Here is a 19,666-nt window from a genome sequence, read left to right as displayed (position 1 = left end):
ACTGCGGGGTTGTCCGTCGTTGTGGTGCGCACTATACGGATGCCTCCGAGGGCTGTAAAGCCCCCGATCAAAAAAAATCTCAAAAAATTCAACTTGTTGATTTCACGAGCCTATTCCCGTTTGCCGGACACGCCACTGGGGCTGTCCAAGGCTGACATTTCCGGTTTCAATACGCCTATGCCAGAATTCCTATCTATATACCCCAAGGTGAACCCCTTCTGATGGCCGATTGGCAATCCCTCGATCCCGAGGCCGCTCGCGAAGCGGAAAAATACGACAACCCCATTCCCAGCCGTGAGCTGATCCTGCAGCGCCTCGCCGACCGTGGCGAACCGGCCGCACGCGAGGAGCTGGCGGCAGAGTTCGGTCTGCACGAAGAAGACCAGATCGAAGCCCTGCGCCGGCGCCTGCGGGCCATGGAGCGCGATGGCCAGCTTATCTATACCCGGCGCGGCACTTATGCCCCGGTGGACAAGCTGGACCTGATCTGCGGCCGCGTGTCCGGCCACCGCGATGGCTTTGGCTTCCTCATCCCCGATGACGGTAGCGAAGACCTGTTCCTCAGCCCCTCGCAGATGCGCCTGGTGTTCGACGGCGACCGCGGCCTTGCCCGTGTCTCGGGCGTCGACCGCCGCGGCCGGCGCGAAGGCGTGCTGGTCGAAGTCATTTCCCGAGGCCACGAAAGCGTGGTGGGCCGCTATTTCGAAGAAGGCGGCATCGGCTACGTGACCCCCGACAACCCCAAGATCCAGCAGGAAGTGCTGGTAACGGCGGGGCGTAACGGCGGGGCAAAGATCGGCCAGTTCGTCGAGATCAAGATCACCCACTGGCCAACCCCGCGCTTCCAGCCGCAAGGCGACGTGGTGGAGGTCATCGGGAACTACATGGCCCCAGGCATGGAAATCGACGTTGCCCTGCGCAGCTACGATATTCCCCACGTATGGCCCCATGATGTGATCAAGGAGGCGCGCAAGTTCCGCTCCGAAGTCGAGGAGAAGGACAAGGAGAAGCGCGTTGACCTGCGCCATCTGCCGTTCGTCACCATCGACGGCGAAGATGCCCGCGACTTCGACGATGCCGTGTATTGCGAGCCGCTGGGCAAGCTGCGCATGTTTTCCGGTGGCTGGCGCCTGTACGTGGCCATCGCCGACGTTTCCAGTTACGTTCGCCTGGGTTCCGCCCTGGATGTGGAAGCCCAGCAGCGGGGTAACTCGGTGTACTTCCCGGAGCGTGTGGTGCCGATGCTGCCGGAGGAGCTGTCCAACGGCCTCTGCTCGCTGAACCCGCATGTCGATCGCTTGGCCATGGTGTGCGAAATGACCATGAACAAGGCTGGGCAGATGGTCGACTACCAGTTCTATGAAGGGGTGATCCATTCCCACGCCCGCCTGACCTACAACAAGGTCAGCAGCATGCTCGAGCATTCCCGCACCCGTGAAGGCAAAGCCCTGCGCGAGGAATACAAGGCGGTCGTGCCAGACCTGAAGAACCTCTACAACCTGTACAAGGTGCTTCTGGATGCCCGCCATACCCGCGGTGCCATCGACTTCGAAACCCAGGAAACCCGCATCATCTTCGGCGAAGAACGCAAAATCGCGGAAATTCGCCCCACTGTGCGTAACGATGCGCACAAGCTGATCGAAGAGTGCATGCTGGCTGCCAACGTGGCCACTGCCGAGTTCCTGCAGAAGCATGGCGTGCCGGCCCTGTACCGCGTGCACGACGGCCCGCCGCCGGAGCGGCTGGAAAAACTGCGCGCCTTCCTGGGCGAGCTGGGCCTGTCGCTGCACAAGGGCAAGGACCCGTCGCCGAAGGATTACCAGGCCCTGCTGGCGAGCATCGCCGAGCGCCCGGACTTCCACTTGATCCAGACGGTGATGCTGCGCTCGTTGAGCCAGGCGGTGTACAGCACCGACAACAACGGCCACTTCGGCCTGAACTACGAGGCGTACACCCACTTCACCTCGCCGATTCGCCGTTACCCCGACCTGTTGGTGCACCGCGCCATCCGCAGCATCATCCGCTCCAAGGTGGATACCCCGCACGTCAAGCGTGCCGGCGCCATGAGCATCCCTAAAGCGCGCATTTACCCGTACGACGAGAACACCCTCGAGCAGTTGGGTGAGCAGTGCTCGATGACCGAACGCCGGGCCGATGAAGCGACCCGTGACGTGGTCAACTGGCTCAAGTGCGAGTTCATGAAGGACCGTGTGGGCGAAACCTTCCCGGGTGTGATCACGGCGGTGACGGGCTTTGGCCTGTTCGTCGAGCTGACTGACATCTATGTGGAAGGGCTGGTGCACGTCAGCGCACTGCCGGGCGACTACTACCACTTCGACCCTGTGCACCACCGCCTGTCCGGCGAGCGCACCGGGCGCAGCTTCCGCCTGGGTGACACCATCGAGGTGAAGGTCATGCGCGTTGATCTGGACGAGCGCAAGATCGACTTCGAGGTGGCCGACAAGACCCTTGCCGCGCCGATTGGCCGCAAGCAGCGTGGCGCAGCCCCTGCCGGCGCCCCCGCCGAGCAGGCGCAACCGGTGGAAGCCAAGGCCACACCGAAGCCGCGCAGCCGCAAGAGCGAAACCGCCGAAGCGTACTTCCCCAAGGACGCCGTACAGCGCAACAGCGAAGTGCGCAAAAGCCGCGAAATGAAAAAGGCGTTGATGACCGAGGCCCGCAGCGGCGGTAATGCCAGTGGCAAGTCCGACAAGGGCGGCAAGGCCACCGGCAAGCCCACCAAGCACCGTAAAGGCCCGTCGAAGTCCGGTACCCAACGCAAGAGCAAGAGCAAGTCATGAGTCAGCTGGAAAAAATCTACGGCGTGCATGCCGTGCAGGCACTGCTGCAGCACCATCCGAAGCGGGTCAAGCAGATCTGGCTGTCGGAAGGGCGCAGCGAGCCGCGCCTGCAGGCCTTGCTGGCGCTGGCTGCCGACAACCGCGTGGCGGTCGGCCAGGCCGAGCGCCGCGAACTTGATGCCTGGGTCGAGGGCGTTCACCAGGGCGTGGTCGCCGAGGTGAGCCCTAGCCAGGTGTGGGGTGAGTTGATGCTCGAGGAGTTGCTCGAGCGCACCGAAACCCCGCCGCTGATCCTGGTGCTCGATGGTGTGACCGACCCGCACAACCTGGGCGCCTGCCTGCGCACTGCCGATGCGGCCGGTGCGACGGCGGTGGTGGTGCCCAAGGACAAGTCCGCCACCCTGACGCCTGTGGTGCGCAAGGTGGCCTGTGGGGCCGCAGAGGTGATCCCGCTGGTAGCTGTAACCAATTTGGCGCGCACGCTCGAGAAACTGCAGCAACGCGGTTTGTGGGTCGTGGGTACCGCCGGTGAGGCCGAGCAGGAAATCTACCAGCAGGACCTGACCGGCCCGCTGGTGATGATCATGGGCGCAGAGGGCAGGGGCATGCGCCGCCTGACCCGTGAGCATTGTGATTTCCTGGTCAAGTTGCCGATGGGCGGCAGTGTCAGTAGCTTGAACGTCTCGGTGGCTACCGGGGTTTGCCTGTTCGAAGCCGTGCGTCAGCGCCAGGCCAAGCGCTGATCATCAGCCCATCGTGGCGTCTTCGCGGGTGAACCCGCTCCCACAGGTAGTGTGCAAGGCTTGATGCAATGCCTAAGCCTGTAGGAGCGGGTTCACCCGCGAAAGGGCCGGCAGCTTGTGAATATATGTCAGGCTGTTCAAATAATCACCAATCACCTTGCTTGTACGCGCGGCCTTCTCTACAATTGCGCCCCTTGCCGACCTGGCAGGCGCGCATGTGCCTCCCCACCGTGCAAGACATACAGTGTCATTCACTCCTTGTCTGACCAGATTCGCTGGCAGACTACTAACCCGTAAGGAGCATTCATGCGTCATTACGAAATCATCTTCCTGGTTCACCCGGACCAGAGCGAGCAAGTCGGCGGCATGGTTGAGCGTTACACCAAGCTGATCGAAGAAGATGGTGGCAAGATCCACCGCCTGGAAGACTGGGGCCGTCGTCAACTGGCCTACGCAATCAACAATGTTCACAAGGCTCACTACGTGATGCTGAACGTTGAGTGCACTGGCAAGGCCCTGGCCGAGCTGGAAGACAACTTCCGCTACAACGATGCCGTTATCCGTAACCTGGTCATCCGTCGTGACGAAGCCGTTACCGGTCAGTCCGAGATGCTGAAGGCTGAAGAAAACCGCAGCGAGCGCCGTGAGCGTCGCGAGCGTCCTGAGCATGCCGAGTCCGCCGATGGCGACGACAGCAATGACAGCGACTCCAGCGATAACGCTGACGAGTAATCCACGGACCTTTAGAGGAGCCTATTAAATGGCACGTTTCTTCCGTCGTCGTAAATTCTGCCGCTTCACTGCTGAAGACGTGAAAGAGATCGACTTCAAAGATCTCAACACCCTGAAAGCTTACGTATCCGAAACCGGCAAGATCGTTCCAAGCCGTATCACCGGTACCAAAGCTCGTTATCAGCGTCAGCTGGCTACCGCTATCAAGCGCGCCCGCTTCCTGGCCCTGCTGCCCTACACCGACAGCCACGGCCGCTGAGACCGGGTCGTCGACAAGCAGTAAGGGATTAGCATGCGAGCGTTAGCAAGTTTCATCATGCGCGGTCGTGTGCAGGCCACCCTCGTGGTGGTCATCAGCGCGGTACTGCCGCTGCTGTTCTGGTTGAGTGCCGCTGCCGGCAGCCTTGTGCTGCTGCGGCGGGGTTTCAAGGATGCTACAACGGTCATCGCCGGCGGCTTGCTCGCCGGGCTGGCCGTGTGGGTCATGGGCGATCCGATCACCTTCATGGTGATCGCCGGTGCCCTGGCCTTGGCCGCCATGTTGCGTGCCGAGTATTCCTGGAGCCGGGTTCTGGTGGTCAGCGCCGTGTTCGCCGTGGTTTTCAGCCACGTGCTCGATCTGGCGCTGGCCCCGACCTTCGATGCGCTGGCCAAGGCGTTTTCAGACGCCATGCCGCAAGTCGAGGGGCAACCGGTGCTCTCCGGCGAAACGATCCGCCCTGTGCTGGTCGCTTCCACAGCCGTGACGGTGCAATTGTTCTGCGTGCTGGCTTTGGTGCTGGCGCGTTATTGGCAGGCAGCGTTGTACAACCCTGGAGGCTTCGGTCGCGAATTTCGCGCACTGAAGTTGCCGAGACAGACCATGGCGGTCTTGGTGGCAGTGATGGTGGCGGCCCCGTTCATCGGGCCGCAGTTCATCATCCTGGCATCGGCTTCGAGCCTGGTACTGGTGCTGGCCGGCATCGCGTTGATGCATGGGCTCGTGGCACAGGGCCGACTGGCTGGTTTCTGGTTGGTAGGGATGTACGTGACGTTGCCGCTGATCATGCAGCTGATTTATCCGTTGCTGGTGGTTTTGGCCATTGTCGACAGCCTGATTGATTTTCGCGGTCGCAAGTCCCCCAAGGGGAATGACTCCGCGAACGGTGAAGGTTAAAAGTTAAGAGGTTTTACCAAATGGAACTGATCCTGCTGGAAAAAGTCGCCAACCTGGGTAACCTGGGCGACAAAGTAAATGTTAAGGCTGGCTACGGCCGTAACTACCTGCTGCCATTCGGCAAGGCCACCGCTGCGACCGCCGCCAACCTGGCTGCGTTCGAAGAGCGTCGCGCCGAGCTGGAAAAAGCAGCCGCTGACAAGAAAGCTTCGGCTGAAAGCCGCGCTGCCCAACTGGCCGAGCTGGAAGTGACCATCACTGCCACCGCTGGCGACGAAGGCAAGCTGTTCGGTTCGATCGGCACCCACGACATCGCTGATGCCCTGACCGCCTCTGGCGTTGAAGTGGCCAAAGCTGAAGTGCGTCTGCCGAACGGCACCATCCGTCAGGTTGGCGAATACGACGTAGCCGTGCACCTGCACAGCGACGTTGAAGCCACCGTACGTGTGGTCGTCGTAGCGGCCTAAGCTGCGCTGACCGGCTGGCCCGTCAGGTGTCAGCCGGTTAACATCGGGCACGGTCCTGTCTTCGACAGGCCGTGCCCTTTGTGTTTCTAATCCTCCAGAATTCTCCCGTGGACATGAACGAGATCACTTCCTCCGAACAGCTTGACCTGCAAACCGCAGCCCTGAAGGTGCCGCCGCATTCCATCGAGGCCGAACAGGCCGTGCTCGGTGGCCTGATGCTGGACAACAATGCCTGGGAGCGGGTGCTGGACCAGGTGTCGGATGGCGACTTCTATCGGCATGACCACCGTTTGATCTTCCGTGCCGTGCACAAGTTGGCCGACGCCAACCAGCCATTCGACGTGGTGACCCTGCACGAGCAGCTGGACAAGGAAGGCCTTTCCACGCAGGTGGGTGGCTTGGCGTACCTCGCCGAACTGGCCAAGAACACGCCGTCGGTGGCCAACATCAAGGCGTACGCCGCGATCATTCGCGAGCGGGCCACGCTGCGCCAGCTGATCAGCATCAGTACCGACATTGCCGACAACGCGTTCAACCCGCAGGGGCGCGATGCCGCGGAAATTCTCGACGATGCCGAGCGGCAGATCTTCCAGATCGCCGAGGCGCGGCCCAAGACCGGTGGCCCGGTGGGTGTCAACGAGCTGTTGACCAAGGCCATCGACCGTATCGACACACTGTTCAACTCCGACAGCGATATCACCGGGGTATCCACCGGCTTCACCGACCTGGACGGGAAAACCAGCGGCCTGCAGCCGGCCGACCTGGTCATCGTTGCGGGTCGACCCTCTATGGGTAAAACCACCTTCGCCATGAACCTGGTTGAAAACGCGGTGCTGCGTACCGACAAGGCAGTGCTGGTGTTCTCGCTGGAGATGCCAGGCGAATCGCTGGTCATGCGTATGCTGTCGTCGCTTGGCCGTATCGACCAGACCAAGGTGCGTTCCGGGCAGCTGGACGATGATGACTGGCCGCGCCTGACCTCGGCTGTGAACCTGCTCAACGACCGCAAGCTGTTCATCGACGATACCGCCGGCATCAGCCCATCGGAGATGCGTGCGCGTACGCGGCGCCTGGCCCGCGAACACGGCGAAATTGCCCTGATCATGGTCGACTACCTGCAGCTGATGCAGATCCCGGGGTCGGCCGGTGATAACCGTACCAATGAGATTTCCGAGATTTCCCGCTCGCTGAAAGCGCTGGCGAAGGAGTTCAACTGCCCGGTCATCGCGCTCTCCCAGCTGAACCGATCCCTGGAGCAGCGCCCGAACAAGCGCCCGGTGAACTCCGACTTGCGTGAATCCGGTGCAATCGAGCAGGACGCCGACGTGATCATGTTCGTGTACCGCGACGAGGTGTACCACCCCGAAACCGAACACAAGGGCGTTGCGGAGATCATTATCGGCAAACAGCGTAACGGGCCTATCGGCTTTGTGCGCCTGGCGTTCATCGGCAAGTACACCCGATTCGAAAACCTTGCGCCGGGGATGTACAACTTCGACGATGATGAATGATCCCTCGATTTTTTGAGAGACACGGGGAATCATTTGCCCAACTCAACAAGGGGCATTTAGCTATCGGTGCTCACACCTGATCCTCGCCGGCGCGACCGAATTTTTCCGGAGAACGGATCTGACCTACAGTCACCTTAATGTTGGTAGTGCCGTGAGTGGGTAAGGCATAGTGTTTGTAGGCGGTAAAGCGACTCCCTTGTCTGTCTACGCTGATCGGTACAGTGCCCCCATAACCTGAGGACTGCGCGCCGGTCATGCTGCTCATGTCATCAATGATAGATCTGCCTGTTCGTGGATTCGGAAGGCTGGTGTCGCACGCGAGAAAGTGAGTAGGCCTTTCCGACATATCAATACCTAAATGGGTGAGTGTTTTGTATGTGCGAAGCCCGTCGTACAGTGATTTCTTATCACCACTCAGGTAGCCTGGTGTGCCATGGGCGACGATATAGAGAGTGGGTTTCTTTCCGTCCGTGCGAGCAGGGGCGGTGAACGCAGAAATGCCATCGAACTCTGCCTCTATGCGCCCTTGATATATTTTTTTTGAGAACAGCTTAGTCAAAGCTGATCTGACGAATTCAAAGAAATGGCCAGTGGGGTCATACCGGTTGACCGGGTCATTGCTGGTGAAAGCGTAGCTATTTACACCGCCTCGTGCGAAAGGGCTTGCACTGTCCGCGCTATTGAACCGCATCAATTCCGGGTTATAGGCTCGATAACCCATGCCCAGCATGTAGTGATTGGTCTCAGGCGATGGGCGTTCGCTTTTGAAACCTAGCGGTAATATTGGCTTGCCGAAACCATAAGGGCTGGTAATACAAGGCAACAGTGTATGAGATGACACCGTGCCGAGCGGTGACTTGGTGACCTCGTTTGCCACCAGATGGTTGGAAGACTCATCCCGCACGGCAAGTATTTCGGAGGTGGCGCGATAATACCGAATGGTCCTCTTTGGGCTAATGAGTGTAGACAAGCGACCGTCTGAATAAAATATTTTCATTATTGCAACGTCATCCTGTGGCGGTTTACCGAAGGCAGAATAGCTGAGCCCTACGACGCTCCGTCACTGATAAAAATGATGGGGCAGCCAGGCCGGTATCTTTCTCTGACACATCCAGCGGACGGTATGAGCTTCGCACGTATTCTTAGCTGAAGCGGCTGCCAGTGGACGGGGAGAGGGTTGGTTAAGTCAGATCAGCAAACCGGATATGCATCCGCAACGCCTTGCCAGGTCGCTGCTTTGGCACTGATCGAGCCTGCAAGCGCCAACAAAGCACGAAATTGCGCCTCTAAACCAATTCCTCCCCTTTCCACCAACTGTCGCGCAACCCACCTATCCCCTACGATTCCAGTCGGACTTGGTTAAAATTTGTGCTATATTTCGCGCCCGCGATTTTCCTGCACACCAGAACCGGTCACTGACATGCAAGCAGCCAAACCACTCTACGACTATCCCAAGTACTGGGCCGAATGCTTCGGGCCAGCACCTTTCCTGCCAATGAGCAGGGAGGAGATGGATCTGCTCGGCTGGGATTCCTGCGACATCATCATCGTGACCGGGGATGCCTACGTCGACCATCCGTCGTTCGGCATGGCCATCATCGGTCGCCTGCTGGAGGCCCAGGGCTTCCGTGTGGGCATCATTGCCCAGCCGAACTGGCAGTCCAAAGACGACTTCATGAAGCTGGGCGAGCCGAACCTGTTCTTCGGGGTGGCTGCAGGCAACATGGACTCGATGATCAACCGCTACACCGCGGACAAGAAAATCCGCTCCGATGACGCCTACACCCCGGGCGGGCTGGCCGGCAGCCGCCCTGACCGTGCCAGCCTGGTGTACAGCCAGCGCTGCAAGGAAGCCTACAAGCACGTGCCGATCGTGCTGGGCGGCATCGAGGCCTCGCTGCGCCGTATCGCGCATTACGACTACTGGCAGGACAAGGTCCGGCACTCGATCCTGATCGACGCCAGCGCCGACATCCTGCTGTTCGGCAACGCCGAGCGCGCCGTGGTCGAAGTGGCCCAGCGCCTGTCCAGCGGCGAGCGCATCGACACCATCACCGACGTACGTGGCACCGCGTTCGTGCGCCGCGATACCCCGCAAGGCTGGTACGAGATCGACTCCACCCGCATCGACCGCCCGGGCCGTGTCGACAAGATCATCAACCCCTACGTGAACACCCAGGACACCCAGGCCTGCGCCATCGAGCAAGCCAAAGGTGACCAGGAAGACCCGAACGAAGCCAAGGTGGTGCAGATTCTCGACAGCCCGCGCATGACCCGCGACAAGTCGGTGATCCGCCTGCCCTCGTTCGAGAAAGTGCGCAACGACCCGGTGCTGTACGCCCACGCCAACCGTGTGCTGCACCTGGAGACCAACCCCGGCAACGCCCGCGCCCTGGTGCAAAAACACGGCGAAGTGGATGTGTGGTTCAACCCGCCACCCATCCCCATGAGCACCGAAGAAATGGACTACGTGTTCGGCATGCCGTATGCGCGTGTGCCGCACCCTGCCTACGGCAAGGAGCGCATTCCGGCCTACGAGATGATCCGTTTCTCGGTGAACATCATGCGCGGCTGCTTTGGCGGCTGCACCTTCTGCTCGATCACCGAGCACGAAGGCCGGATCATCCAGAACCGTTCGCACGAGTCGATCCTCCACGAGATCGAAGAAATGCGCGACAAGGTGCCTGGCTTCACCGGCGTGGTCTCTGACCTGGGCGGCCCGACCGCCAACATGTACCGCATCGCCTGTAAGAGCCCGGACATCGAAAAGCACTGCCGCAAGCCGTCGTGCGTGTTCCCCGGTATCTGCGAGAACCTCAACACCGACCATAGCTCGTTGATCGAGCTGTACCGCAAGGCCCGTGCCTTGCCAGGTGTGAAGAAAATCCTGATTGCCTCGGGCCTGCGCTACGACCTGGCGGTCGAGTCGCCGGAATACGTGAAGGAGCTGGTCACCCACCACGTGGGCGGTTACCTCAAAATTGCCCCGGAGCACACCGAGCGTGGCCCGCTGGACAAGATGATGAAGCCGGGTATCGGCACCTACGACCGCTTCAAGCGCATGTTCGAGAAGTTCTCGAAAGAAGCGGGCAAGGAGCAGTACCTGATCCCGTACTTCATCGCCGCGCACCCAGGCACCACCGATGAAGACATGATGAACCTGGCCCTGTGGCTCAAGGGCAACGGCTTCCGTGCCGATCAGGTGCAGGCGTTCTACCCCTCGCCGATGGCCTCGGCCACGGCCATGTACCATTCGGGCAAGAACCCGCTGCGCAAGGTGACCTACAAGAGCGAAGGCGTGGATATCGTCAAAAGCGACGAGCAGCGCCGGCTGCACAAGGCATTCTTGCGCTATCACGACCCTAAAGGTTGGCCGATGTTGCGTGAGGCGCTGGAGCGCATGGGCCGCGCCGACCTGATCGGCCCGGGCAAGCACCAGCTGATACCCCTGCACCAGCCGCAATCGGATACCTACCAGAGTGCTCGGCGCAAGAACTCCACGCCTGCAGGTAGCCACAAGGTGGCCAAGGAGCAGAAGGTGCTGACCCAGCACACCGGCCTGCCGCCGCGTGCCAGTGATGGCAGCAAGCCTTGGGACAAGCGAGAAAAGGCCAAGGCCGAAGCATTTGCGCGCAACCAGCAAGCCGCCAAAGAGCGCAAGGATGCAGGCAAAGGTGGCAAAGCGGGCAAGGGCAAGAAACCGCGTCAGCCGGTCATCCCGCGCTAGTCGACCTCGTTCGGGGCCGCCTGGCGGCCCCGCAACACTGTGAATCCTTCAACCAACTGTTATTCCGGGCGCGAGAATTCGCAGATCGCCCCGGTGGCTGCGTGTGCGTAAGCGGCGAGCAGGCTGTTGATGAGGCTGGACATGGGCATTTGGTATTGCTCCTAAATGAGTGGTTGTCCCATCGTCTAATAAAGGGGCATGATGTGCCCTTAGATTGGTTGTATACAATCCATTGAACAATTCAACTGCCTGGCCTATTGACACCCCCTTGACCCACATCAGCGAGGGGCTGAACGGTTTAAGGCAGTCTCGCAATTGATAAAACCCTGCCAAGGAGATTCATGATGTTTGCGAAAGCTGTAGCGGTATCCCTGCTGACCCTCGCCAGCGCCTCTGTCTTCGCAGCCGAGTGTTCGGTGACTGTCGATTCCACCGACCAGATGTCGTACAACACCAAGGAAATTACCGTCGACAAGAGCTGCAAGGAGTTCACGGTAAAACTGACGCACTCCGGCAACCTGCCGAAGAACGTCATGGGCCATAACCTGGTCATCAGCAAGACTGCCGACATGCAGGGCATTGCGACTGAAGGCATGAGCCAGGGCCTGGAGAAGGACTACATCAAGGCCGACAACGCCGCGATCATTGCCCACACCAAGATGATTGGTGCGCCTGAGAAAGAAACCGAGATCAAGTTCGACACCTCCAAGCTGGATGCCGGCGGTGACTACAGCTTCTTCTGCACCTTCCCTGGCCACATCTCGATGATGAAGGGCAAGGTTGTCGTCAAGTGATCTGAAGCGCGTTGGTACGTGTCATTGGGGCCGCTTTGCGGCCCCAATGCATTGTTACGGCGCAAACGGCAGCTCGCGCTTGTGCTGGGTCTTGCGGTAGTTGGCGACGATGATGTCGAATGCCGCCTGCTCGATGGGTTGCCCCTGCAGGAAGTCGTCGATCTGCTGATACGTCACACCGTGCGACGCTTCGTCCGGCTTGCCCGGTTCCAAGTCTTCCAAGTCGGCCGTTGGCACCTTCTCCACCAGTGACTCGGGCGCCCCGAAGCTGCGCGCAATCGCCCGTACCTGGCGCTTCACCAGGCCGCTCAACGGGGCCAGGTCGCAGGCACCGTCACCAAATTTGGTAAAGAAGCCCATTACCGCTTCGGCGGCGTGGTCGGTACCGATCACCAGCCCCGCACGGGCGCCGGCAATGGTGTACTGCGCCACCATGCGCGTACGGGCCTTGACGTTGCCGACCACGAAGTCCACCAAGGTGGGCGAACCGGTCTTCAGCTCGACCACCTCGGCGGCCAGTGCCTTCACCGCAGGGGCGATGTCGACGGTGTGTACTTCGTCGGCCTTGATCACTTCCAGGCAGGCCTGGGCGTCATGCTCATCGTGCTGGACGTGGTAGGGCAGGCGTACGGCGATGAAGGTGTAGGCCTTGTCGCCGGTTTCTGCACGCAGCTCGTTGATGGCGCGCTGGGCGAGCAGTGCAGCGGTGAGTGAGTCGACACCGCCGCTGATGCCCAGCACCAGGGTCTTGAGGCGGGCGTTGGCCAGGCAGCCCTTGATGAACGCCACACGCCGGGCGACTTCGGCGTCCAGGGCAGCGGCGTCGGCGAACGGCGGCTGTACCTTCAGGGCCTGGGCAATTTCCTGTTGAACCGCTTGCATGGGTTACTCCTTGCTGGGGACTTTGAATACATGACGCAAGTAGGCGACGAAATTCGGGTCGCGGCACTGGGTCTTGGCCGCCTCGTCGGAAATCTTCGCCACCGGGGCGCCGTTGCAGTCGGTCATCTTGAGCACGATGCTCATCGGCGCTACCCCCGGGATGTCGCATGTCAGGTTGGTGCCGATACCAAAGCTTACGTTGATGCGACCGCGCAGCGCACGGAAGATTTGCAGCGCCCGGGGCAGGTCCAGGCCATCGGAGAACACCAGGGTCTTGGTCATCGGGTCGATACCCAGGTGCTGGTAGTGGGCGATGGCTTTTTCCGCCCAGGCCACCGGCTCGCCGGAGTCGTGGCGCAGGCCGTCGAAGAGCTTGGCGAAATACAGGTCGAAGTCACCAAGGAAGGCGTCCATGGTGACGCAGTCGGTCAGGGCGATGCCCAGCAAGCCGCGGTACTCCCGCACCCAGCAGTCCAGTGCGGCGATCTGGCTGTCGATCAGCCGGGGGCCGAGCTGCTGATGGGCCATGATCCATTCGTGGGCCATGGTGCCCAGGGGTTTGATATCCAGCTTCCAGGCCAGGTCGACGTTGCTGGTACCCACGAAGCGGGCCGGGAAGTCGTCGCGCAGCACCCGCACCACCTCCTGTTGCACGCGGCTGGAAAAGCGCCGGCGGGTGCCGAAGTCGGCGACCTGCATCTCGGCCAGCTCGTCACCGCTGGCATTGGCATTGAGCCAGTCGAATTTGCGATAGAGCTGGTCGCGTGCCTCCGACAGCCGCATGTGCGGGTGCAGGTGGCGGTTGCGGACCTCGCTGATGATGGCCAGCAGCGGGACTTCGAACAGAATCACATGCAGCCAGGGGCCTTTGAGGCGCAGGCACAGCTGATCGTCCTCGATGCCCAGTTGTACGTAGCGCAGGTTGAAGCGGAACAACCGCAGAAACCGCAGAAAGTCCGGCTTCAGAAAGCTGATGCGTTCCAGAAAGCCCAACTGCCCGTCATCCAGGGTCAGGTCGCTGAGCCGTTCGAGCTGCTGACGGATTTCGCCAAGGTACGGGCGCAGGTCCTCGCCATTGCGGCAGCGGAACTCCCATTCCACGTCGGCATCCGGGTAGTTGTGCAACACAGCCTGCATCATGGTGAGTTTGTAGAAATCGGTGTCGAGCAGGTTATGCACGATGCGCTCGGCGAATGCGCTCTCGCTCATCAGGGGTGACTCCAGAAACGGCGAATGGCGGCCATTGTGCCAGCCTTTTCACTTTGATGTTTCGGCCAGCCTTGAAACGGTGCCGCCTGTAGCAGTCGCGCACCACGTGTGTGCAGTTCGGTGACGTTGTTTGTTACAGGCGGGTTGCACGGTGGTGTGGCGCAGGGTTGCAATGATGGCAGGGTCGGGTTGCCCTGGTTGCTGGATGAGGGTGGCGCCCTGCGCGTCGCAGACGGTTGCACGCTCAGTAACAAAAGGCCATGCCAGGCTGGCACGCCTGTTAAACGAAGTGTTTAACAGCGATGTAAAACTGATGGCACGGCCCTTGCTCGGAGGACAGGGCTGAGTCGTTGTAGTGCCAACCAAAAAAAATTCAGGAGCACCACCTCATGTCGCAGACGTTTTACAAGAAAGGTTTTCTGGCCCTGGCCGTCGCCACGGCACTGGGTGTTTCTTCGTATGTTCAGGCCGACGTGAAGATCGGTGTCGCGGGCCCGATGACCGGGGCGAACGCAGCGTTTGGCGAGCAGTACATGAAGGGGGCCCAGGCCGCCGCCGACAAGATCAACGCGGCAGGTGGCGTGAACGGCGAGAAGATCGTGCTGGTGAAGGGCGATGATGCCTGCGAACCCAAGCAGGCCGTGGCCGTGGCCAACCGGTTGGTGGACCAGGACAAGGTCATTGGCGTGGTCGGCCATTTCTGCTCGTCCAACACCATCCCGGCTTCGGAGGTGTATGACGAAGCAGGCGTGATCGCCATCACCCCCGGCTCGACCAACCCGCAGGTCACCGAGCGTGGCCTTTCTGCCATGTTCCGCATGTGCGGCCGGGACGACCAGCAGGGCGTGGTCGCGGGCAACTACATCGTCGATGTGCTCAAGGGCAAGAAGGTGGCGGTGTTGCACGACAAGGACACCTACGGGCAGGGCCTGGCCGACGCGACCAAGGCGCAGCTGGAAAAGCGCGGCGTGAAACCGGTGCTGTATGAAGGCCTGACCCGTGGCGAGAAAGACTTCAGCGCCGTGGTCACCAAGATCCGCTCCGTGGGCGCCGACGTGGTGTACTTCGGCGGCCTTCACCCAGAGGCCGGGCCGCTGGTTCGGCAACTGCGCGAGCAGGGCCTGAAGGACGTGAAGTTCATGTCTGACGACGGCATCGTCACCGACGAGCTGGTGTCTACTGCTGGCGGCGCGCAGTACGTCGATGGCGTGTACATGACCTTCGGCGCCGACCCGCGCCTGCTGCCGGACAGCAAGGCGGTGGTGGAAGCATTCCGCAAGGCCGGCACCGAGCCTGAAGGCTACACCCTGTATGCCTATGCCTCGCTGCAGGCGTTGGCAGCGGCGTTCAACGGCGCCAAGTCGAACAAGGGCGAGGACGCCGCCAAGTGGCTGAAAGCCAACCCGGTGCAGACCGTGATGGGTGAGAAGAAGTGGGACAGCAAGGGCGACCTGACGGTGTCCGACTACGTGGTCTACCAGTGGGATAAGGACGGCAAGTACCACCAGCTGGAAAAACAACAATAACAACGGCCCAAGGCCCAGGTGCACACGCCCTGGGCCCAGGCCCCTGCGGTACCTGTCTTTATTCGTAGACCTGCACGGGTCTGCACTGCGAGGGCCGCCTTGACCCGGGCCCGCCGTGGGCGGCGCCCGTGCAGTCTCCATCAGGTGAGATTGCGTTATGGATGGTATTTTCCTGCAGCAACTGGTCAATGGCCTGACCCTTGGGTCGGTCTATGGCCTGATCGCCATCGGCTACACAATGGTCTATGGCATCATCGGCATGATCAACTTCGCGCACGGCGAGGTGTACATGATCTCCGCTTACCTGGCGGCGATCAGCCTGGCATTGCTGGCTTACTTCGGTATCGAATCCTTCCCCCTGTTGATGCTGGGCACGCTGTTGTTCACCATCGTGGTCACCGGGGTGTATGGCTTCACCATCGAGCGCATCGCCTATAAACCCCTGCGTAACTCCACCCGCCTGGCACCGCTGATCAGTGCCATCGGCATTTCGCTCATCCTGCAAAACTACGCGCAGATCAGCCAGGGCGCCCGCCAGCAGGGTGTACCGACGTTGCTCGAGGGCGCCTGGCGCGTCGATGTGGGCAGTGGCTTCGTACAATTGACCTACACCAAGATCTTCATCTTGGTGGCTGCGTTCGTCGGCATGGGCCTGCTGACCTATGTCATCAAGTACACCAAGCTTGGGCGCATGTGCCGTGCCACCCAGCAGGACCGCAAGATGGCGTCGATCCTGGGGATCAACACCGACCGGGTGATTTCCTACGTATTCGTGATCGGGGCGGTGATGGCCGCGCTGGCCGGTGTGCTGATCACCATGAACTACGGCACCTTCGACTTCTATGCAGGCTTCATCATCGGCATCAAGGCATTTACCGCTGCCGTGCTCGGCGGCATCGGCTCGCTGCCGGGGGCGATGCTTGGCGGCATCATCCTGGGGATTTCCGAATCGCTGTTCTCGGGGCTGATCAACTCGGACTACAAGGACGTATTCAGCTTCTCGCTGCTGGTGCTCATCCTTATCTTCCGCCCTCAAGGCCTGCTGGGTCGCCCACTCGTGGCTAAGGTGTGATCATGTCCGTTGCCAAAATTGCCTCTGTTTCCGAAACCAAGGGTTTCGACCTGAAGCGCAGCCTGCTGGAAACCCTGGTCGCAGGGCTGCTGGCGCTGATCGTGTTTGGCCCGGTAGTGGGCGTGGTGCTCGATGGCTACAGTTTCAACGCCGAGCCGCGCCGTGTGGCCTGGCTGGTTGGCGGGGTGATGGTGGGGCGCTTTCTGCTCAGCCTGTACCTGCAGACCGCCGCTGGCCGGCGCATGCTGCAGGGCTTCGACAGCGGTGGCTCGGGCGTGCATGTCAACGCACCGGACTACAAGTCGCGCCTGCGCTACATCATCCCGGCGCTGGTGATCATCGCCATCGTGTTCCCCATCTTTGCCAACAAGTACCTGCTGACCGTGGTCATCCTGGGGCTGATCTACGTTTTGCTGGGCCTTGGGTTGAACATCGTGGTGGGCCTGGCAGGCCTGCTCGACCTGGGCTACGTGGCGTTCTACGCCATCGGCGCCTATGGCCTGGCGCTGGGTTACCAGTACCTGGGGCTGGGCTTCTGGAGCGTACTGCCGCTTGCGGCCATCGCCGCTGCGTTGGCCGGGTGCATCCTGGGGTTCCCGGTGTTACGCATGCACGGCGACTACCTGGCCATCGTCACCCTGGGCTTTGGTGAAATCATCCGCCTGGTGCTGAACAACTGGTTGTCGTTCACGGGCGGGCCCAACGGCATGCCGGCGCCTTCGCCGACCTTCTTCGGCCTGGAGTTCGGGCGGCGTGCCAAGGACGGCGGCGTGCCGATTCACGAGTTCTTCGGCTTCGATTACAACGCCAACCTCAAGTTCGTGTTCATTTATGGGGTGCTGTTTCTGGTCGTGCTGGCGGTGCTCTACATCAAGCACCGGCTGACCCGGATGCCGGTTGGGCGGGCCTGGGAAGCGCTGCGCGAGGACGAGATCGCCTGCCGTTCCATGGGGCTCAACCATGTGCTGGTCAAGCTGTCGGCCTTCACCCTGGGCGCATCGACTGCAGGCCTTGCCGGAGTGTTCTTCGCCACCTACCAGGGCTTCGTCAACCCGTCTTCGTTCACTTTCTTCGAGTCGGCGCTCATTCTGGCCATCGTCGTGCTGGGCGGCATGGGTTCGACCGTGGGCGTGGTCATCGCGGCCTTCGTGCTCACCGTCGCCCCCGAGCTGCTGCGCAGCTTCTCGGAATACCGGGTGCTGCTGTTCGGCGTGCTGATGGTGCTGATGATGATCTGGCGACCGCGGGGCCTGATTCGCATCAGCCGTACCGGTGTGACCCCGCGTAAAGGAGTGGCGCCATGAGCGACGAAATCATTTTGTCTGTGGATAACCTGATGATGCAGTTTGGTGGCATCAAGGCGCTCAGCGACGTCAGCCTGAAGGTCAGGCGCAACCAGATCTTCGCCCTGATCGGCCCCAATGGCGCCGGCAAGACCACGGTTTTCAACTGCCTTACCGGCTTCTACAAGCCCAGTGGCGGGCGCATCGAGCTGAATGTGCGGGGCGGCCACACCAACGTTATCCAGTTGCTGGGCGAAACCTTCCAGGCGGCGGATTTTGTCTCCCCGTCCCGTTTCGCCAGCCGGCTGTACTACAAGATGTTCGGTGGCACACACCTGGTGAACCGCGCAGGCCTGGCCCGTACGTTCCAGAACATCCGCCTGTTCAAGGAGATGTCCGTCATCGAGAACCTGCTGGTGGCGCAGCACATGTGGGTAAACCGCAACCTGCTGGCCGGGGTGCTCAACACCAAGGCCTACCGCAAGTCCGAGAGCGATGCACTGGACCACGCCTTCTACTGGTTGGAGGTGGTCGACCTGGTTGATTGTGCCAACCGCCTGGCTGGCGAGCTGTCGTACGGCCAGCAGCGGCGCCTGGAGATTGCCCGGGCCATGTGCACGCGGCCCAAGGTGATCTGCCTGGACGAGCCGGCGGCCGGCCTGAACCCGCAGGAAACCGAGGCGCTCAGCCGTATGGTGCGGGTGCTGCGTGACGAGCATGACATCACGGTGGTGCTGATCGAGCACGACATGGGCATGGTCATGAGCATTTCCGACCATATCGTCGTGCTGGACCACGGCAACGTGATCGCCGAAGGCGCCCCGCAGGACATCCGCAACAACCCGACCGTGATCGCTGCCTACCTGGGTGCCGACGAAGAGGAACTGGTATGACTGCACCCATTCTCGAACTGCGTGACCTGGACGTGTTCTACGGCCCGATCCAAGCCCTTAAGCAAGTGTCCATGCATATCGATGAGGGTGAGACGGTGAGCCTGATTGGCGCTAACGGGGCGGGTAAATCCACCTTGTTGATGTCCATCTTCGGCCAACCGCGCGCCGCTGCCGGGCAGATCATCTACCGGGGGACGGACATCACCCGCAAGTCCACGCACTACATCGCGGCCAACGGCATTGCCCAATCCCCGGAGGGGCGGCGGGTGTTCCCGGACATGAGCGTGGAAGAAAACCTGATGATGGGCACCATCCCCATCGGCGACAAGCACGCCGACGAGGACATGCAGCGCATGTACGAACTGTTCCCGCGCCTCAAGGAGCGGCGCAACCAGCGTGCCATGACCATGTCCGGGGGCGAGCAGCAGATGCTGGCGATTGCCCGCGCACTGATGAGCCGGCCGAAGTTGCTGCTGCTGGACGAGCCTTCGCTGGGGCTGGCGCCGATCGTGGTCAAGCAGATTTTCGCCACCCTGCGTGAGCTGGCCAAGACCGGGATGACTATTTTTCTGGTGGAGCAGAACGCCAACCATGCGCTGAAACTGTCGGACCGCGCCTATGTGATGGTCAACGGGCAAATCCGCATGACCGGGACGGGGCAGGAGTTGTTGGTGAACGAAGAGGTGCGCAGCGCCTACCTGGGGGGGCACTGAGCGGCGGCGCTGGGCAGCGCCTGCCTGGTTCGTACGGCAATATATCGCGCCATGCGCAAAGGCGTTCGCGCACATACGCCCCAGGCATCATTGGCCCGAAACAAATGTAGGAGCGAGCGCAGCTCGCGATGCGCCGCGCGGGCGGCGCTCGATCTGC

The 19,666-nt window shown here is 61.1% G+C and carries 17 protein-coding genes; 14 read left to right on the top strand and 3 right to left on the bottom strand.

Going from position 1 to position 19,666, the window contains the following annotated elements; all coding sequences use genetic code 11:
* Positions 1–221: 221 nt before the first annotated feature.
* The 7 genes from rnr (at position 222) to dnaB (ending at position 7,410) form a co-directional block, all read left to right on the top strand.
* A complete protein-coding gene (gene rnr / locus IAE38_RS19200) occupies positions 222–2,801 on the top strand; it encodes a ribonuclease R (RefSeq protein WP_201218719.1) in 2,580 nt (859 codons plus the stop codon).
* Complete coding sequence (gene rlmB, locus IAE38_RS19195; protein WP_028631824.1) at positions 2,798–3,544, top strand: 23S rRNA (guanosine(2251)-2'-O)-methyltransferase RlmB; 747 nt, start codon at positions 2,798–2,800, stop codon at positions 3,542–3,544. The genes rnr and rlmB overlap by 4 nt, the downstream gene beginning before the upstream one ends.
* A gap of 306 nt (positions 3,545–3,850) precedes the next feature.
* On the top strand, positions 3,851–4,276 hold the full coding sequence (gene rpsF / locus IAE38_RS19190; protein WP_013974420.1) for a 30S ribosomal protein S6: 426 nt from the start codon (positions 3,851–3,853) through the stop codon (positions 4,274–4,276).
* Positions 4,277–4,304: 28 nt separating this feature from the next.
* A complete protein-coding gene (gene rpsR / locus IAE38_RS19185; RefSeq protein WP_003249563.1) occupies positions 4,305–4,535 on the top strand; it encodes a 30S ribosomal protein S18 in 231 nt (76 codons plus the stop codon).
* Positions 4,536–4,568: 33 nt separating this feature from the next.
* Positions 4,569–5,432, top strand: a complete 864-nt coding sequence (locus IAE38_RS19180) for a hypothetical protein (RefSeq protein WP_201218717.1) — start codon at positions 4,569–4,571, stop codon at positions 5,430–5,432.
* A 20-nt stretch (positions 5,433–5,452) separates the two neighbouring features.
* Positions 5,453–5,899, top strand: a complete 447-nt coding sequence (gene rplI / locus IAE38_RS19175) for a 50S ribosomal protein L9 (protein ID WP_028631822.1) — start codon at positions 5,453–5,455, stop codon at positions 5,897–5,899.
* Between the two features lie 113 nt (positions 5,900–6,012).
* Positions 6,013–7,410 carry a replicative DNA helicase gene (gene dnaB, locus IAE38_RS19170; protein ID WP_028631821.1) on the top strand — a complete coding sequence of 466 codons (1,398 nt, stop codon included), beginning with the start codon at positions 6,013–6,015 and terminating at the stop codon, positions 7,408–7,410.
* A gap of 70 nt (positions 7,411–7,480) precedes the next feature.
* Here the strand turns inward: dnaB and IAE38_RS19165 are convergent, their stop codons facing one another.
* Positions 7,481–8,407, bottom strand: coding sequence for an RHS repeat-associated core domain-containing protein (locus tag IAE38_RS19165; protein WP_201218714.1), 927 nt, complete (start codon positions 8,405–8,407; stop codon positions 7,481–7,483).
* A gap of 423 nt (positions 8,408–8,830) precedes the next feature.
* Here IAE38_RS19165 and IAE38_RS19160 point away from each other — a divergent pair, with 423 nt between their 5' ends.
* Both IAE38_RS19160 and azu read left to right on the top strand, forming a co-directional pair.
* A complete protein-coding gene (locus IAE38_RS19160; RefSeq protein WP_201214000.1) occupies positions 8,831–11,137 on the top strand; it encodes a YgiQ family radical SAM protein in 2,307 nt (768 codons plus the stop codon).
* Between the two features lie 344 nt (positions 11,138–11,481).
* Positions 11,482–11,931 carry an azurin gene (azu, locus tag IAE38_RS19155; protein ID WP_028631819.1) on the top strand — a complete coding sequence of 150 codons (450 nt, stop codon included), beginning with the start codon at positions 11,482–11,484 and terminating at the stop codon, positions 11,929–11,931.
* A 54-nt stretch (positions 11,932–11,985) separates the two neighbouring features.
* Here azu and nadE read toward each other — a convergent pair whose 3' ends face one another.
* Positions 11,986–12,813 (bottom strand): ammonia-dependent NAD(+) synthetase, encoded by an 828-nt coding sequence (gene nadE / locus IAE38_RS19150; RefSeq protein WP_201218712.1) that lies wholly within the window; start codon positions 12,811–12,813, stop codon positions 11,986–11,988.
* A gap of 3 nt (positions 12,814–12,816) precedes the next feature.
* Positions 12,817–14,022, bottom strand: coding sequence for a nicotinate phosphoribosyltransferase (gene pncB / locus IAE38_RS19145; RefSeq protein WP_060480677.1), 1,206 nt, complete (start codon positions 14,020–14,022; stop codon positions 12,817–12,819).
* 389 nt (positions 14,023–14,411) lie between these two features.
* Between pncB and IAE38_RS19140 the strand changes: the two genes are divergently transcribed.
* From IAE38_RS19140 to IAE38_RS19120, 5 genes are all read left to right on the top strand, one after another.
* Complete coding sequence (locus IAE38_RS19140; RefSeq protein ID WP_060480676.1) at positions 14,412–15,548, top strand: branched-chain amino acid ABC transporter substrate-binding protein; 1,137 nt, start codon at positions 14,412–14,414, stop codon at positions 15,546–15,548.
* A gap of 157 nt (positions 15,549–15,705) precedes the next feature.
* Complete coding sequence (locus IAE38_RS19135; RefSeq protein WP_028631815.1) at positions 15,706–16,620, top strand: ABC transporter permease subunit; 915 nt, start codon at positions 15,706–15,708, stop codon at positions 16,618–16,620.
* 2 nt (positions 16,621–16,622) lie between these two features.
* Positions 16,623–17,924, top strand: coding sequence for a high-affinity branched-chain amino acid ABC transporter permease LivM (gene livM / locus IAE38_RS19130; RefSeq protein ID WP_028631814.1), 1,302 nt, complete (start codon positions 16,623–16,625; stop codon positions 17,922–17,924).
* Positions 17,921–18,796: an ATP-binding cassette domain-containing protein gene (locus tag IAE38_RS19125; RefSeq protein WP_201218706.1), complete on the top strand. Its 876-nt coding sequence runs from the start codon at positions 17,921–17,923 to the stop codon at positions 18,794–18,796. Before livM ends, IAE38_RS19125 begins: the two co-directional genes overlap by 4 nt.
* Positions 18,793–19,509, top strand: coding sequence for an ABC transporter ATP-binding protein (locus IAE38_RS19120; protein ID WP_028631812.1), 717 nt, complete (start codon positions 18,793–18,795; stop codon positions 19,507–19,509). The genes IAE38_RS19125 and IAE38_RS19120 overlap by 4 nt, the downstream gene beginning before the upstream one ends.
* The last annotated feature ends 157 nt before the right edge of the window (positions 19,510–19,666 follow it).

Source organism: Pseudomonas sp. S32 (assembly GCF_016648095.1).
In the GTDB taxonomy this organism is placed as follows: domain Bacteria; phylum Pseudomonadota; class Gammaproteobacteria; order Pseudomonadales; family Pseudomonadaceae; genus Aquipseudomonas; species Aquipseudomonas parafulva.
Note: the sequence above shows the minus strand (reverse complement) of the source record. Positions and strands in the feature narration are given on the sequence as shown.